Annotated in this window: 14 protein-coding genes; 13 read left to right on the top strand and 1 reads right to left on the bottom strand. The window is 59.0% G+C overall.

Translation table 11 applies throughout. The features are described from left to right. Window positions 1-56: 56 nt before the first annotated feature. Window positions 57-1592, bottom strand: a complete 1536-nt coding sequence (gene ilvA / locus GM655_RS19445; protein WP_155436319.1) for a threonine ammonia-lyase, biosynthetic — start codon at window positions 1590-1592, stop codon at window positions 57-59. A 214-nt stretch (window positions 1593-1806) separates the two neighbouring features. Here ilvA and GM655_RS19440 point away from each other — a divergent pair, with 214 nt between their 5' ends. The 13 genes from GM655_RS19440 to nudB all read left to right on the top strand — a co-directional run bounded on the left by GM655_RS19440 (window position 1807) and on the right by nudB (window position 15559). After that, a complete protein-coding gene (locus tag GM655_RS19440; RefSeq protein ID WP_155436318.1) occupies window positions 1807-2298 on the top strand; it encodes a YqaA family protein in 492 nt (163 codons plus the stop codon). 232 nt (window positions 2299-2530) lie between these two features. Continuing rightward, window positions 2531-6547, top strand: a complete 4017-nt coding sequence (locus tag GM655_RS19435) for an FAD/FMN-binding oxidoreductase (protein ID WP_155436317.1) — start codon at window positions 2531-2533, stop codon at window positions 6545-6547. Beyond that, window positions 6547-6984 (top strand): HIT family protein, encoded by a 438-nt coding sequence (locus tag GM655_RS19430; protein ID WP_155436316.1) that lies wholly within the window; start codon window positions 6547-6549, stop codon window positions 6982-6984. The genes GM655_RS19435 and GM655_RS19430 overlap by 1 nt, the downstream gene beginning before the upstream one ends. Continuing rightward, entirely contained in the window at window positions 6981-7406 is a 426-nt protein-coding gene (locus GM655_RS19425) for a gamma-butyrobetaine hydroxylase family protein (RefSeq protein WP_155436315.1), read from the top strand. The genes GM655_RS19430 and GM655_RS19425 overlap by 4 nt, the downstream gene beginning before the upstream one ends. Window positions 7407-7520: 114 nt before the next feature. Further along, the gene (ubiE, locus tag GM655_RS19420; RefSeq protein ID WP_155436314.1) at window positions 7521-8255 is read left to right on the top strand and encodes a bifunctional demethylmenaquinone methyltransferase/2-methoxy-6-polyprenyl-1,4-benzoquinol methylase UbiE; all 735 of its coding nucleotides are present in this window, start codon (window positions 7521-7523) and stop codon (window positions 8253-8255) included. A gap of 13 nt (window positions 8256-8268) precedes the next feature. Next, the gene (locus GM655_RS19415; RefSeq protein ID WP_155436313.1) at window positions 8269-9219 is read left to right on the top strand and encodes a Tim44 domain-containing protein; all 951 of its coding nucleotides are present in this window, start codon (window positions 8269-8271) and stop codon (window positions 9217-9219) included. A gap of 90 nt (window positions 9220-9309) precedes the next feature. After that, window positions 9310-9933: a ubiquinone biosynthesis accessory factor UbiJ gene (locus GM655_RS19410; RefSeq protein WP_155436312.1), complete on the top strand. Its 624-nt coding sequence runs from the start codon at window positions 9310-9312 to the stop codon at window positions 9931-9933. Then, on the top strand, window positions 9930-11498 hold the full coding sequence (gene ubiB, locus GM655_RS19405) for a ubiquinone biosynthesis regulatory protein kinase UbiB (protein ID WP_155436311.1): 1569 nt from the start codon (window positions 9930-9932) through the stop codon (window positions 11496-11498). The genes GM655_RS19410 and ubiB overlap by 4 nt, the downstream gene beginning before the upstream one ends. 10 nt (window positions 11499-11508) lie before the next feature. Beyond that, window positions 11509-12108, top strand: a complete 600-nt coding sequence (locus GM655_RS19400) for a methyltransferase domain-containing protein (protein WP_155436310.1) — start codon at window positions 11509-11511, stop codon at window positions 12106-12108. A gap of 73 nt (window positions 12109-12181) precedes the next feature. Then, window positions 12182-12499, top strand: coding sequence for an FmdB family zinc ribbon protein (locus tag GM655_RS19395; protein WP_155436309.1), 318 nt, complete (start codon window positions 12182-12184; stop codon window positions 12497-12499). A 41-nt stretch (window positions 12500-12540) separates the two neighbouring features. Then, complete coding sequence (locus GM655_RS19390) at window positions 12541-13161, top strand: DUF502 domain-containing protein (RefSeq protein WP_155436308.1); 621 nt, start codon at window positions 12541-12543, stop codon at window positions 13159-13161. Window positions 13162-13255: 94 nt separating this feature from the next. Next, the gene (gene aspS / locus GM655_RS19385) at window positions 13256-15055 is read left to right on the top strand and encodes an aspartate--tRNA ligase (protein ID WP_196308811.1); all 1800 of its coding nucleotides are present in this window, start codon (window positions 13256-13258) and stop codon (window positions 15053-15055) included. A gap of 51 nt (window positions 15056-15106) precedes the next feature. Next, on the top strand, window positions 15107-15559 hold the full coding sequence (gene nudB / locus GM655_RS19380) for a dihydroneopterin triphosphate diphosphatase (RefSeq protein ID WP_155436418.1): 453 nt from the start codon (window positions 15107-15109) through the stop codon (window positions 15557-15559). Window positions 15560-16353 lie beyond the last annotated feature (794 nt).

Genomic DNA, 16353 nt, shown 5'->3' with positions numbered 1-16353 from the left:
ACTCGTTTTGGTGAAGGACGGCATGGTAGCGCAAACCATGCCGCCTTGCTCGACGCTTAGCCGAGGAAGAGTTTGTACACGGGGTTGGCGCTCTCATCCCAGTAGCGGTAGCCCAGCGTGGTGAGGAACTGGGCAAACTGCTCCATTTCCTCAGGCGGCACCTGCAGGCCGATCAGAATCCGGCCCACGTCGCCCCCTTGGCTGCGGTAGTGGCACAGCGAGATATTCCAGTTCGGCGCCATCGAATTCAGGAAGCGCATCAGCGCGCCCGGACGCTCGGGGAATTCGAAACGGTACAGCAGTTCGTCCTGCGCCAGCGCGCTCTTGCCACCGACCAGATGGCGGATGTGGGCTTTGGCCAGTTCGTCGTGGGTCAGGTCCAGCGTGCGGAAATCCTGTTCCTCGAAATTGCGTGCCAGCTTGCCCGATTCGCTGCGGTCGGCGATCTGCACGCCGACGAAGACGTGGGCTTCGTCCTTGTCGCTGATCCGGTAGTTGAACTCGGTCACATTGCGCGGGCCTACCAAGGCGCAGAAGCGCTTGAAGCTGCCGCGCTGCTCGGGCAGGGTGACGGCAAATACGGCTTCGCGCGATTCGCCCAGTTCGGCACGCTCGGCAACGAAACGCAGGCGGTCGAAATTCATGTTCGCGCCGCAGGCGATGGTGATCAGGGTCTGATTCTCGACCGGCTCTTTGGTCAGCGCCGCGCGTTCGATATAGGCTTTGGCACCGGCCACGGCCAGCGCACCGGCCGGCTCGAGGATGCTGCGGGTATCGGTGAACACATCCTTGATGGCGGCGCAGATGGCGTCCGTATCGACGAGGATGATGTCGTCCACATACTGCTGGGTCAGACGGAAGGTTTCTTCGCCGACCAGACGCACCGCCGTGCCATCCGAGAACAGGCCGACGTCGGACAGGGTCACGCGTTCACCGGCCTTGATGCTGCGCGCCATGGCGTCGGAATCGAGCGTCTGTACGCCGATGATCTTGATGTCGGGACGGATCGCCTTGACATAGGCCGCTACGCCCGAGATCAGGCCGCCACCGCCGATGGCGACGAAAATCGCATGGATGGGGCCGGAATGCTGGCGCAGGATTTCCATACCGATAGTGCCCTGACCGGCGATCACGTCCGGATCGTCGAACGGATGGACGAAGGTCAGTTTCTGTTCCTGTTCCAGCAGCAAAGCGTGGTTGTAGGCATCCGTGTAGGATTCGCCATGCAGCACCACTTCCACGGACGGACCGCCGCGCGACTTGACGGCATCGATCTTGACCTGAGGCGTGGTGGTGGGCATCACGATCAGGGCGCGGCAGCCCAGCTTGGCGGCCGACAGGGCCACACCTTGTGCATGGTTGCCGGCCGAAGCGCAGATCACGCCGCGCTTGCGCTGGGCGTCGCTCAGGTGAGCCATTTTGTTGTAGGCGCCACGAATCTTGAAGCTGAACACGCTCTGCATGTCCTCGCGCTTGTAGTAAATTCGGTTGCCGCAGCGCTGCGACAGGGCAGGTGCGTGCTCGAGCGGGGTTTCAGTGGCGACGTCGTAGACGCGGGCGGTCAGGATTTTCTTCAGATAATCGATGGTCATGGTCTGCAAACATAATGATTCCGGGCCAGAATATTCTGGTGCGTACGGTACTTCAAGCTATGCTAACTAACCGGCGGGTGACCGGGGTGGAGCAGGGCGCTGGCAGAGCGCGGGTGGGCGCAAGCCGGACGGTGCATTCATGCGGATGCAATTTATTATAATGGACACCCCCCTACATCTGAAGAAAGCGCTGAATTAAGCGCATAAGAAAGCGATGATCGAATCCGCAATTGCATGGCTGCTCAGTGTGCTGGCCGCGCCGCAGGTAGGGCTGACTTCCGTGTTTCTGGTGAGCTTGATCTCTGCCACGCTGGTGCCGCTGGGCTCCGAACCGGCCGTGTTTGCCGTGATCAAAGCCAATCCCCAGTTGTTCTGGCCTGCCATCGCCGTGGCCACGGTCGGCAATACGCTGGGCGGCGCGATCGATTACTGGATGGGTTATCAGGCCAAGCAATCGTTCGCGCGCGAGCGCCAGAGCCGCTGGTTCCACTGGCTGGAGCGCTATGGCGCCAAGACTATGCTGCTATCGTGGCTGCCCGGCATAGGCGACCCCCTGTGCACGCTGGGGGGCTGGCTGCACCTGCCGTTCTGGCCCAGCATAGCCTATATGGCCGTGGGCAAACTGCTGCGCTACCTGACCATGACCACGCTATTGTTGTATGTGCCGGACGGGTTCTGGCATGGCATCGCCCATCTGCTGGGCTAATTTGGTGCAATTAAACATATTGTCAACAAGCTGAGTTTGTGAATTAAATTCAGTTTATTGCCAAGTTTCGGCATTTATTGCCAACGAAACCTGCGATTTTCAAATTATTTGCGGATTAATGGCGCGCCGATTAGCCCTAGCGCATTGAAGGCTGTTCCGGCGTGGTGCGCCGCAATACGCTAGAATGACCCTCCCGGCTAATGTCACTAGTCGTCTCCAGTCGAATCGCAATATGAACGCCCCTGCACAAATTCAAGCTTTGCTGGCGGAAACGCCTCACGGTCCGGAGGCCACGCGCCTGCGCGAGATTCCTTATAACTACACGTCGTTTTCCGATCGCGAGATCGTGATCCGGCTGCTGGGCGAGGAGTCGTGGAGCTTGCTGGATGCTTTGCGCGGTGCGCGTCAGACGGGCCGTTCGGCCCGTATGCTGTACGAAGTGCTCGGCGATATCTGGGCCGTGCGGCGCAATCCCTACCTGCAGGACGACTTGCTGGACAATCCCAAGCGCCGCCAGGAATTGATAGAAGCACTGCACCACCGTCTGGCCGAAGTGGACAAGCGCCGCCATAGCGTCGATGAAAACGGTGCGGCCGACGATGCCGAAGCGCGCCAGCGCAGCGAGAACGTGGCCCAGTTGCTGCGCGCTGCAGGCAAGGCAGTTGCGGACTTCGGCGAAGAATTCAAGCAGACCTATGATCTGCGCAAGCGTACCTACAAAGTGCTGGGCCGCTACACGGACAAGCACAACATCTGCTTCGACGGCATGAAGCGGATTTCGCACGTGACCGACGCGACCGACTGGCGCGTGGAATACCCGTTCGTGGTGCTGACCCCGGACAGCGAAGAAGAAATGGCCGGTCTGGTCAAAGGCTGTATCGAACTGGGGCTGACCATCATCCCGCGCGGCGGCGGCACCGGTTACACGGGCGGCGCGATTCCGCTCACGCCGATGTCGGCTGTGATCAACACGGAAAAGCTGCTCAACATGGGCGCCGTGGAAATGAAGGTATTGCCCGGCCTGAGCCGTGAATACGCCACCATCTACACGGGTGCCGGCGTGATCACCAACAAGGTATCGGAAGCGGCCGAGAAGGCCGGTTTCGTGTTCGCGGTTGACCCCACTTCGGCGCATGCCTCCTGCATAGGCGGCAATATCGCCATGAATGCGGGCGGCAAGAAGGCCGTGCTGTGGGGTACGGCGCTCGACAATCTGGCCTCGTGGCGCATGGTCGATCCGAATGGCGACTGGCTGGAAGTCACGCGTCTCGATCACAACCTGTCCAAGATTCACGATGCCCCGCTGGCCCGCTTCAAACTGGAGTGGACTCATCCGAGCACCCGCGGCGAAGCCAAAGGCGAACCGTTCAAGACGGAAGTGCTGGAAATCGAAGGCCGCAAATTCCGCAAGGAAGGTCTGGGCAAAGACGTTACCGACAAATTCCTCGCCGGTCTGCCCGGCATCCAGAAAGAAGGCTGCGATGGTCTGATCACGTCGGCACGCTGGATACTGCACAAGATGCCCAAGCATACGCGCACGGTCTGCCTCGAATTCTTCGGTCAGGCGCGCGATGCGATTCCATCGATCGTGGAGATCAAGGATTATCTGGACAGCCTGCCAGCCAAGGGTGAGCAGTTCGCCACGCTGCGTCTGGCTGGTCTCGAACACCTGGATGAGCGCTATCTGCGTGCGGTCGGCTATGCCACCAAATCCAAGCGCGGCGTGCTGCCGAAAATGGCGCTGTTCGGCGACATCGTCGGCGACGATGAAAACGCCGTGGCACTGGCTGCGTCGGAAGTGATCCGTCTGGCCAATACCCGCGTGGGTGAAGGCTTTGTCGCTGTCAGCCCTGAAGCGCGCAAGAAATTCTGGCTGGATCGTGCCCGCACGGCGGCGATTGCCAAGCACACCAACGCGTTCAAGATTAACGAAGACGTGGTGATTCCGCTCAACCGCATGGGTGAGTACACCGACGGCATCGAGCGCATCAACATCGAACTGTCGATCCGCAACAAGCTGCAACTGGCCGATGAACTGCAGCAGTTCTTCGCTGCTGGCAATCTGCCTATCGGCAAGAGCGACGACGCCGACGACGGCGTGGGCGACGAAGAAATGCTGGGCGACCGCGTGCAGCAGGCGACCGCGCTGCTGGCACAGGTGCAGGCCCGCTGGGCCTATCTGCTGGCCGAACTCGATCAGCCGCTGCAGACGGCACTGCCGCAACTGGAAGCACTGGGCCTCGAACGTCTGGTGCCGGCGCTGCTCGAACGTCTGGCTGCGCAGCCACAGGCGCGTCTGTTCGACGTGGTGCAGGACCGCACCGTGCGCATTTCGTGGAAACAGGAAATCCGCGCGAGCCTGCGCCAGATCTTCAACGGCGCAGCCTACAAGCTGATCCTCGACGAAGCCACTGCCATCCACAAGCGCGTGCTGCGCGGCCGCGTGTTCGTGGCGCTGCACATGCACGCGGGTGACGGCAATGTGCACACCAACTTGCCCGTCAACTCGGACCACTATGAAATGCTGCAACTGGCGCATCAGGCCGTGGCACGCATCATGACGCTGGCCCGTTCGCTGAATGGCGTGATCTCGGGCGAGCATGGCATCGGCATTACCAAGCTGGAGTTCCTGACCGAAGAAGAAATCGGTCCGTTCCGCGACTACAAGCAGAAGGTCGATCCGGAAGGCCGCTTCAACAAGGGCAAGCTGCTCAATCTGAGCGGCATGGAAGCCGACCTGCGCAACGCCTACACGCCATCGTTTGGTCTGATGGGCCACGAATCGCTGATTATGCAGCAAAGCGATATCGGCAACATCGCCAACAGCGTCAAGGACTGCCTGCGCTGCGGCAAGTGCAAACCTGTGTGCTCGACCCACGTACCGCGCGCCAATCTGCTGTACTCGCCGCGCGACAAGATTCTTGCGACCTCGTCGCTGATCGAAGCTTTCCTGTACGAAGAGCAGACCCGTCGCGGCATCTCGATCAAGCACTGGGAAGAATTTGAAGACGTGGCGGATCACTGCACCGTCTGCCACAAGTGCGTCACGCCATGCCCGGTCAACATCGACTTCGGCGATGTATCCATGAACATGCGCAATCTGCTGCGCAAGATGGACAAGAAGAGCTTCAATCCCGGTAAATCGGCGGCGATGTTCTTCCTCAATGCCACCGATCCGGCCACCATCAACGCCACCCGCGCGGCCATGGTGGGCATAGGCTACAAGGCCCAGCGCCTCGGTAATGATCTGCTCAAGAAGTTCGCCCGCACCCAGACCAAGGCACCGCCACCGACCGTGGGCAAGCCGAAAGTGCGCGAGCAGGTGATTCACTTCATCAACAAGAAAATGCCGGGCGGCCTGCCGAAGAAGACTGCGCGTGCGCTGCTCGATATCGAAGATGACAAGGTCATCCCGATTATCCGTAATCCGCAGAAAACCAATGCGGACACGGAAGCCGTGTTCTACTTCCCCGGCTGCGGTTCCGAGCGTCTGTTCTCGCAGGTAGGTCTGGCCACCCAGGCCATGCTGTGGGAAGTCGGCGTGCAGACCGTGCTGCCGCCGGGCTACCTGTGCTGCGGCTATCCGCAACGCGGCGCGGGCGAGTACGACAAGGCCGAGAAGATGATGACGGATAACCGCGTGCTGTTCCACCGCATGGCGAATACGCTCAACTATCTGGACATCAAGACCGTGCTGGTCTCGTGCGGCACTTGCTACGATCAGTTGGCCACCTACGAGTTCGACAAGATCTTCCCCGGCTGCCGCATCATGGATATCCACGAATATCTGATGGAAAAACAGGTCAAGCTGGAAGGTGTGACGGGTACGCGCTATATGTACCACGAGCCTTGCCACACGCCGATGAAGATGCAGGAAGCCACCAAGACGGTGAACGCGCTGATCCAGACGCATGACAATGTGAAGATCGAGAAGAACGACCGCTGCTGCGGCGATTCCGGCACGCTGATGATTGCCCGTCCCGACATCTCCACGCAGGTACGTTTCCGCAAGGAGCAGGAAGTGGTGAGCGGCGCCAACAAGCTGCGCGCCGACGGTTTCGATGGCGACGTGAAAATCCTGACCAGCTGCCCGGCCTGTCTGGGTGGCGTGTCGCGCTACAGCGAAGATGCGGGCACCACGGCTGACTACATCGTGGTGGAAATTGCCAAGCACCTGCTGGGCGAGAACTGGCTGCCGGAATACGTGCAGCGCGCCAATGCAGGCGGCATCGAGCGGGTGCTGGTGTAATGGCCTGCGATCTGTGCAACCTGCTGGAAGCACCGGCCGAAGGCGTGATCATCTGGGGCGACGAGCTGCTGGTGGTGATCAATGTCGACGAGCCGGAGTATCCGGGCTACACCCGCGTGGTGTGGCGCGAGCATGTGCGCGAAATGACGGACCTGACGGCGGCCCAGCGGCAGCATGTGATGGCCGTAGTCTGGGCCGTAGAAGAGGCCCAGCGCGCCGTGATGGCGCCGCACAAGATCAATCTGGCCAGCTTTGGTAACATGACGCCCCATGTGCACTGGCACGTGATCCCGCGCTATACCGACGATGCCCATTTCCCTCAGCCGACCTGGGCACCGGTACAGCGTGCTGCCGATCCGGCCGTGCTGGCGGCCCGCCGCGCGCTGTTGCCAGCGCTGCATGAGGCCATGATAGAACGTCTGCAGGGGATAGCATGAGCAAACAGCCAACGGGCCTGACGGTCCACAACCAGTCGCGCCGTCTCGAAGTCGAATTCGACGACGGGGCGAATTTTTCCATTCCGTTCGAGTTGTTGCGCGTGTATTCGCCATCGGCCGAGGTCAAAGGCCACGGTCCGGGGCAGGAGACTCTGCAAGTGGGCAAGCGCGAAGTGGGCATCGCCGGCATCGAGCCGGTGGGCAATTACGCGATCCAGCCCACGTTCAGCGATGGCCACAATACCGGCCTGTACACGTGGGACTACCTGTATCGCCTAGGTCAAGAGCAGGATAGCCTGTGGGCCGACTATATGGGCCGGCTGCATGCGGCCGGTTTTGCCGGTGACAGTGGCCGCGAAACGGGCACCGTATTGCCCGGCACGGGCGCCAAAGCCTCGCACGGCTGCGGCCACAAGCACTAGGAACCCATCCGGCCCCGCCACGGCGGCAGTGAGGCGCACGCTAGTGCTGCCGCCTAGGGGCTAGCGCCGGGTTCCGTCTTGTATAATGCCGCCAAACTAACAGGCCTGCCTACCATGACCAATACCACTCACTTCGGTTACAAAACTGTCGCAGAAGACGAAAAAGTCCGCGAAGTTGCCAAGGTTTTCCATTCTGTCGCCGCCAAATACGACATCATGAACGACGTCATGTCGGCTGGCCTGCATCGTCTGTGGAAGACGTTCACGATAGCCCACGCAGGCGTGCGTCCCGGCTTCAAATGCCTCGATATCGCTGGCGGCACGGGCGATCTGGCCAAAGTGTTCGCCAAACAGGCGGGCCCGAGCGGCGAAGTCTGGCTGACCGACATTAACGAATCGATGTTGCGCGTGGGGCGTGATCGCCTCTTGAATCGCGGCCTGCTGACCCCCACCTTGCTGTGTGATGCAGAAAAGCTGCCATTCCCGGACAATTATTTCGACCGCGTCAGCGTGGCCTTCGGCCTGCGCAATATGACACACAAGGATGTGGCGCTGAAGGAAATGCGCCGCGTACTCAAGCCGGGTGGCAAGCTGCTGGTGCTGGAATTCTCGAAAGTGGCCGAGCCGCTGCAGAAACCGTACGATATCTATTCGTTCAAGGTGCTGCCGTGGATGGGCCAGAAGATCGCCGGTGATGCCGAGAGCTACCGCTATCTGGCGGAATCGATCCGCATGCATCCGGATCAGGAAACCCTGAAATCCATGATGGAAGAAGCAGGGCTGGAGCGGGTCCAGTACTACAACCTGACGGCAGGTGTGGCCGCTTTGCACACTGGTATCAAACTGTAACTTGAGGAAGTCCATGAAACTGAAGCAACTCCTGATCGGCGCCGTACTGGCCGTTTCTGCCATGTCGCTGCTGGCCGAGGCCACGGCGCGTCCTATGGGCGGTGGCCGCTCCATCGGTCGTCAGTCGCAGAACGTCAGCCGCATGCCACCAGCCGCTGCACCTCAGCAAGCGCCACGTCAGGCCGCTCCGGCGCCTGCGCCAGCGCCTGCACCGGCCATGCCGCCTAAACCGGCCAGCCCATGGAAAGGCATCCTCGGCGGTGCGCTGCTGGGCCTTGGTATCGGCGCGCTGTTCTCGCATTTCGGCTTCGGTAGCGCCATGAGCGGCATCCTCGGCAGCATCATCATGCTGGCCCTGCTGGCTGGCGTCGTGGTATTGCTGTTCCGCCTGTTCAGCCGTAAATCGGCACCTGCCATGGCACCGGCCGGTTATAGCGGCAATGGCAGCAATAGCGGCTACGCCAACAACAACGGCTATGCAGCCCAGCCGGCATCGGCTGGCGGCACGCCGGAAATCGGTTCGCGTCTGGCTGATGCGCCTGCACCAGTGGCCGCGCCGGTAGCGCACACCCCATGGGGCGTGCCAGCGGACTTCGACGCTGCGACCTTCCTGCGCGTGGCCAAAGGTAATTTCATCCGCCTGCAAGCGGCATGGGACAAGGGCGATGTGGCTGATATCCGCGAATTCACCACGCCGGAAGTGTTTGCCGAGCTGAAGCTGCAGATCACCGAGCGCGGCGCGCAGAAGGATTACACCGATGTGGTCAGCATCGAAGCGGAGCTGCTGGGTATCGAAACCAGCAACGACGAGTACCTGTCCAGCGTCAAGTTCACCGGCATGATTAAACCGGCGCCGGATGCGCTGGCCGAGCCGTTCAACGAAGTGTGGAATCTGGTCAAACCGGTATCGGGCAACGGTGGCTGGCTGCTGGCCGGTATCCAGCAGCTGCAGCAGCACGCATAATCGCCGTACTCAGCGGCAAACTGGTAAGATCAAGACCGCCCGTAATCCGGGCGGTTTTTTATTGGTAGTTTTTGTTTACACGGTATCCGTATGATTGCACCGACTCTGGGTTTGTTATTACACCGGCTGACTGCGGCAGCGCCCGCCTGCGCCGCCATCAACCACTTGCTGGCCCAGGAGCCATGGGCCCGCACGGCCCTGCAGCGCCATGGCGGCAAGGTGGCGGCCATCGATAGTGGCGCCGTGGTGTTGCGCTTGCAGGTCACGCCGGACGGCTATCTGCAGCCAGCGCCCGATGGCGAGGAAGCGCGCGTGACCATCAGCCTGAAGCTGGCCGATGTGCCGCTGATGCTGCAGAACCGCGAGCGTGCATTTTCCTATGTGCAGATTGCCGGCGATGCGGAATTTGCCAACACGATTTCCTCGCTGAGCAATTCGCTGCGCTGGGAAGCCGAGCACGATCTGGAAAAAGTAGTGGGGCCCGTCGCCGCCGTGCGCATGGTGCAGGGGGCCAAGGCGGCGCTGGAAACCGTCAAGACGGGACAGCGCAAGCTGGCCGAGAACGTGGCCGAATTCCTGCTCGATGAAAAGCCGGTGCTGGTGCGTCCCCATGTGGTGGAGGACTTTTCTGCCGACGTGGTGCGCTTGCGCGATGACGTAGAGCGGGCGGCCAAACGGCTGGCCAAACTGGAACAGAAACTGGGATCGCGCTGATGCTGAAATTTTTACGCTTACTGAAAATCCTGCGCGTTGCGGTTCAGTATGGTCTGGATGAAATCGCGATTGCCGAGCTGAAAAAGCCGCGCATCGCCAAGATTATCGATACGGTGTTTTTCTGGCGCGACCTGTCGGCGCCGCGCGGCGTGCGCCTGCGCATGGCGCTGGAAGAACTGGGCCCTATCTTCGTCAAATTCGGTCAGGTGCTGTCGACCCGGCGCGACCTGATCCCCGGCGATCTGGTGGAAGAGCTGTCGCGCCTGCAGGATCGCGTGCCGCCGTTCGATACGGAGCTGGCGATTGCCCAGATCCGCAAATCGCTGGGTGCCCATCCGGACGAGCTGTTTGCCACCTTTGAACGCACGCCCGTAGCGTCCGCTTCGATCGCACAGGTGCACTTCGCCACGCTCAAAGATGGCAAGCAGGTGGCCGTCAAAGTGCTGCGTCCCGGCATGAAGAAAACCATTGATGAAGACGTGGCGCTGATGCAGACCGCGGCCGAGATGGTGGAACGGTTGTGGGCGGACAGCAAGCGCCTGAAGCCTAAAGAGGTGGTGGCCGAGTTCGACAAATATCTGCACGACGAGCTGGACCTGATGCGCGAAGCGGCCAATGCCAGCCAGTTGCGCCGCAACTTCGCCAATTCGGAACTGCTGCTGGTGCCGGAAATGTTCTGGGATTACTGCTCGAGCAGCGTGATCGTGATGGAGCGCATGCATGGCATCCCCGTGTCGCAGATCGACCGCCTGATCGAAGCCGGCGTGGACCTGAAGAAGCTCTCCAGCGATGGCGTGGAAATCTTCTTCACGCAGGTATTCCGCGATGGCTTCTTCCACGCCGATATGCACCCCGGGAATATTCTGGTGTCGGTCGATCCGGCCAGCTTCGGCCGCTACATCGCGCTGGACTTCGGCATCGTCGGCACGCTCAACGACTTCGACAAGGATTACCTGTCGCAGAACTTCCTCGCCTTCTTCCGCCGCGACTACAAGCGCGTGGCCGAAGCCCATATCGAATCGGGCTGGGCGCCGAAAGACACCCGTGTGGACGAACTGGAATCGGCCGTGCGCGCCTGCTGCGAACCTATCTTCGACCGTCCGCTGAAAGACATCTCGTTCGGCCAGATTCTGCTGCGCCTGTTCCAGACTTCGCGCCGCTTCAATGTGGAAGTGCAGCCGCAGCTGGTGCTGCTGCAGAAGACCCTGCTGAATATCGAAGGGCTGGGGCGCCAGCTCGATCCCGACCTCGATCTGTGGAAGACTGCCAAGCCCTATCTGGAAAACTGGATGGCCGAGCAGGTGGGCCTGAAAGGTATGTGGCAGCGCATGAAGGCGGAAGCGCCACACTATGCCCACGTGATTCCGCAACTGCCGCGCATGCTGCACAAGGCGCTGGCCCAGCAGGCCGAACCTGCGCCCGACAATAGCGAGTTGCTCAAAGTGCTGATAGGCGAACAGCAGCGCACCAACCGTCTGCTATCGCTGGTGATCTATTTCGCGCTGGCCTTTGGCGGTGGCGTGGTGGCCGTGCAGCTGTATCTGCGCTGGCACCATCTGGGCTGACGCAGCGGCCATGGCGGACTTCCTGCAACGTGATCCACGCTCGCCGGCCTTTTGGGACGAGCGCTTCGAGCGCGAATTCACTCCGTGGGACCGCGGCGCCGCGCCGCAAGCCTTGCGCGATTTCGTCGCTGCCCAGCCACCGCGGCGCTGCTTGATCCCCGGCTGCGGCGCCGCGCATGAACTGGTGCTGCTGGCCGATGCGGGCTGGGATGTGACGGCCATCGATTTTGCGCCGGCCGCCGTGCAGAAGGGCAAAGCCGTGGCCGGCCGCCATGCCGAGCGCGTGGTGGAGGCCGATTTCTTTGCATGGCAGCCGCAGGGCGAGCCGCTGCAACTGATTTACGAGCGGGCGTTCTTATGCGCCTTGCCGCCCGCCATGCGGCCACAAGTGGCAGCGCGCTGGGCGGCTTTGCTGCCGGCCGGTGGCCTGCTGGCTGGCTATTTCTTCTTTGATAATATTCCCAAAGGGCCGCCATTCGGCATCGCCCGTAGCGAGCTGGAGGAATTGCTGAGTAGTCATTTCGACTGCATCGAAGATCAGCCTGTGAGCGATTCGATTGCCGTTTTTGAGGGCAAAGAGCGCTGGATGATCTGGCAACGCCGGGCCTGAGCGCAGGAAACCGGCAAGTGCCTGCTAAAAAGCTTTATAATTCAGGGTTTTGATGATTTTTGCGGAGTAATAGATGCCCATCTACGCTTACCGCTGCGAGGCTTGTGGTTTTGCCAAGGATGTCTTGCAGAAGATTTCCGACCCGCAGCTGACAGTGTGCCTGTCTTGCGGCAAAGAGACGTTTAAGAAACAAGTAACGGCTGCCGGTTTCCAGTTGAAGGGAACGGGCTGGTATCAGACCGACTTCCGTGGCGGTACGCCGCCGGCCACCGGTATGTCCACCGGCCCGATGGAAGGTCAGAAGCCAGCCGCCAAGCCGGAAGCTGCCGAGTCCGCTACTGCTACGCCTGCGGCTCCTGCCCCGGCCGCCAGCAGCAGCGAAAGCGTTTGATAGCCCGCGCAGTCTGATCCAACCTTCGACAAGTTTAAGCTATGCGTAAATACTTCATTACCGGCCTGCTGATTCTGGTGCCTCTGGCGATTACTGCCTGGGTGCTCAATCTGGTGATCAGCACCATGGACCAGTCGCTGCTGTTCGTACCGGCGCGCTGGCAGCCACGCACCCTGATCGGCTTCGATATTCCCGGTCTGGGCACGGTGCTGACGGTATTGATCGTGTTCCTCACGGGCTTGCTGACCAATAATCTGGTCGGCAACTACGTGGTGCGCGTGTGGGAAAAACTGCTGACCCGTATCCCTGTGGTGAGCTCGCTGTATTCGAGCGTCAAGCAGGTATCCGATACGCTGTTCTCGTCGTCGGGCAATGCTTTCCGCAAGGCCGTGCTGATTCCGTATCCGCACGCGCAATCGTGGACCATCGCCTTCCTGACCGGCACGCCGGGTGGCGACGTGAAGAACCATCTGGTGGGCGATTATGTGAGCGTCTATATTCCGACCACGCCGAATCCCACTTCGGGCTTCTTCTTGATGATGGCGCGTAAGGATGTGGTGGAGCTCGATATGTCGGTCGACGCGGCACTGAAGTACATCGTCTCGATGGGTGTGGTAGCGCCGGAAGAAGCGCCCAAGACCCTCGATGCAGTCAGCAAATAAGCAAGCATAAGCAAAAGAAGCAGTACCAGAAAAATAAGCAAATACTAGATTAACTGAGTAACCTAACCTGAACCGAGAAATAAACATGTCCTCAATGCGTACTCACTACTGCGGCCTCACTACCGAAGCGCTGCTTGGCCAAACTGTCAGCCTGTGCGGCTGGGTACACCGTCGCCGTGACCACGGTGGCGTGATCTTCATCGACCTGCGCGACCGCGAAGGTCTGGTGCAGGTGGTGTGCAATCCGGAACAGGCCGAAGTATTCAAGGCTGCCGAAGCCGTGCGTAGCGAGTTCTGCCTGCGCGTGACCGGCGTGGTCAAAGACCGTCTGGCCGGCACCGTCAACAACAACCTGAAATCGGGCAAGATCGAAGTGATCTGCTCGCAACTGGAAGTGCTGAACGCCTCTGTGCCAGTACCGTTCCAGCTGGACGACGACAACCTGTCGGAAACCACCCGTCTGACTCACCGCGTGCTGGACCTGCGTCGTCCACAGATGCAGAACAACCTGCGCCTGCGCTATAAAGTGTCGATGGAAGTGCGTAAGTATCTGGACGAATTGGGCTTCATCGACATCGAAACCCCAATGCTGACCAAATCGACGCCAGAAGGCGCACGTGACTATCTGGTGCCATCGCGTGTGAACGCTGGTAACTTCTTCGCGCTGCCACAGTCGCCACAGCTGTTCAAACAGCTGCTGATGGTGGCTAACTTCGATCGTTACTACCAGATCACCAAGTGCTTCCGCGACGAAGACCTGCGCGCTGACCGTCAGCCAGAATTCACCCAGATCGACTGCGAAACCTCGTTCCTGACCGAACAGGAAATTCGTGATCTGTTCGAAGACATGATCCGTAAAGTGTTCAAGAACACCATGGACGTTGAACTGCCTAACCCGTTCCCGGTGATGGACTTCGCTGAAGCCATGGGCAGCTACGGTTCGGACAAGCCGGACATGCGCGTGAAACTGAAGTTCACCGACCTGACCGACGTGATGAAAGACGTCGACTTCAAAGTGTTCTCCGGTGCTGCCAACATGCCTAACGGCCGTGTGGTAGGTCTGCGCGTACCGAAGGGCGGCGACATGCCACGTTCGGAAATCGACGCCTACACCCAGTTCGTCGCCATCTACGGCGCCAAAGGTCTGGCCTACATCAAGGTCAACGAGAAAGCCAAAGGCCGTGACGGTCTGCAATCGCCTATCGTGAAAAACCTGCACGACGCCGCGCTGGCCAAAGTGCTGGAACTGACCGGTGCAGAAGACGGCGACCTGATCTTCTTCGGTGCTGACAAAGCCAAGGTCGTCAACGACGCCATCGGCGCGCTGCGCGTGAAGATCGGTCACTCGGACTTCGGCAAGAAAGCCGGCCTGTTCGACGACGTCTGGTCGCCACTGTGGGTGATCGACTTCCCGATGTTCGAATACGACGAAGAGTCGGATCGCTGGACCGCGACCCACCACCCGTTCACGGCACCGAAAGACGGCCACGAAGACATGCTGGAAACCAATCCGGGTGCCTGCATCGCCAAGGCCTACGACATGGTACTGAACGGCTGGGAACTGGGCGGCGGTTCTATCCGTATCCACCGCGAAGAAGTACAGTCGAAAGTGTTCCGTGCACTGAAGATCGATGCCGACGAAGCCCGCCTGAAGTTCGGCTTCCTGCTGGACGCCCTGCAGTACGGCGCGCCTCCGCACGGTGGTCTGGCCTTCGGTCTGGACCGTATCGTCACGCTGATGACCAAGTCCGATTCCATCCGTGACGTGATCGCCTTCCCGAAAACCCAGCGTGCCCAGTGTCTGCTGACCCAGGCGCCGTCGGAAGTGGACGAGAAGCAGCTGCGCGAACTGCACATCCGTCTGCGCGCCACCGAGCCAAAAGTAGCTGGCTAAGTCTGTCGTATCAGGAAAAGGCGCTGCGGCGCCTTTTCTTTTATGTTTGCTATGAAGCCTTACAAGATACCCGAATCGGTGCTGGTGGTGATCCACACGGCCGACCTGCAAGTGCTGCTGATAGAACGGGCCGACAAGCCCGGCTTCTGGCAGTCCGTGACCGGTTCGCTCGATGCCGTGGGCGAGCCGCTGCTGGCCGCTGCCACCCGCGAGCTGTTCGAAGAAACGGGCATCGTTGCCGATGGCCAGCAGATCGTGCTGCGCGACTGGCAGCTCTCCAACATCTACACCATCTATCCGGTCTGGCGCCACCGCTATGCACCGGGCGTAACGGAAAACACCGAGCACGTATTCAGCGTGCAGGTGCCGCGCGAGACCGAGGTCAAGCTGGCCCCGCGCGAACACATCAATTACATCTGGCTACCGTATCTGGAAGCTGCCGACCGCTGCTTCTCCGCCTCGAATGCCGAAGCCATTCTTACAGTCCTGCAACAGCATAGTTAATGGCCCAAGGGAGCCCAAACTAGATGGGTTAGTTTGCCCTCATATGTGAAGAAAAGTTGCCGTAGTTATTAACACTTATGTTTAAATGAGTGGTTGCCAATAATTCCGCAATAGTAAGCATGCATTTTTTCTTGCAAAAATGATATGCTAACTTTCGTGTTGATATTATTTTGATACTTGCCTGCTTACTGGCAGATAATGTGTATCGTGAAAATTTAAATCATAAAAAATGCCTACATTTTCTAAAATAGGCTTGGTAGCGCTGCCATACACCTTCAAGTTCAAAAATTATCAAAAAATACAAAAAATATTTTTAAAGTCGTGACCACGATTTTGTTAGGTGTTGGCATTTCTAATGATGTAAGCGCACAAGCTTATCGGTTAACTGGCTTAGGAACTCTGGGTGAGGAAAACAGTTGAGTCTGCTCAATTAATAATGCAGGACAAATAGTTGATGCCGTTGATATTAGAAATAATTTTTCTTCGCACGCAGTATTGGGGAATAAATCAATTATACGAGATATAGATTCATTTGCTTCGCCTGGATACGCTGACTATGTGCGATCACTAAATAAATCTGACCATATTCGATGGCTATGCTTCTAGTTGGTTTAATATTGGTTAATATTGCAGTATTTCGATATAATTGTAAAAATTTATATAGTCTGAACAAGATACCTTTTCATTTTTGAAAATCAAGTAATTTAATTTGTCCATTTTAAATAATTGTTGTAAAAATATTCACATTTTTTATGAATTGCTAAAGCAATAAGCTTAAATCGGCGTTTTCTAAG

Origin of the sequence: Pseudoduganella danionis (genome assembly GCF_009720775.1) — a bacterium.
Lineage (GTDB): Bacteria > Pseudomonadota > Gammaproteobacteria > Burkholderiales > Burkholderiaceae_D > Rugamonas > Rugamonas danionis.
This window is presented reverse-complemented; position numbering and strand designations above follow the sequence as displayed.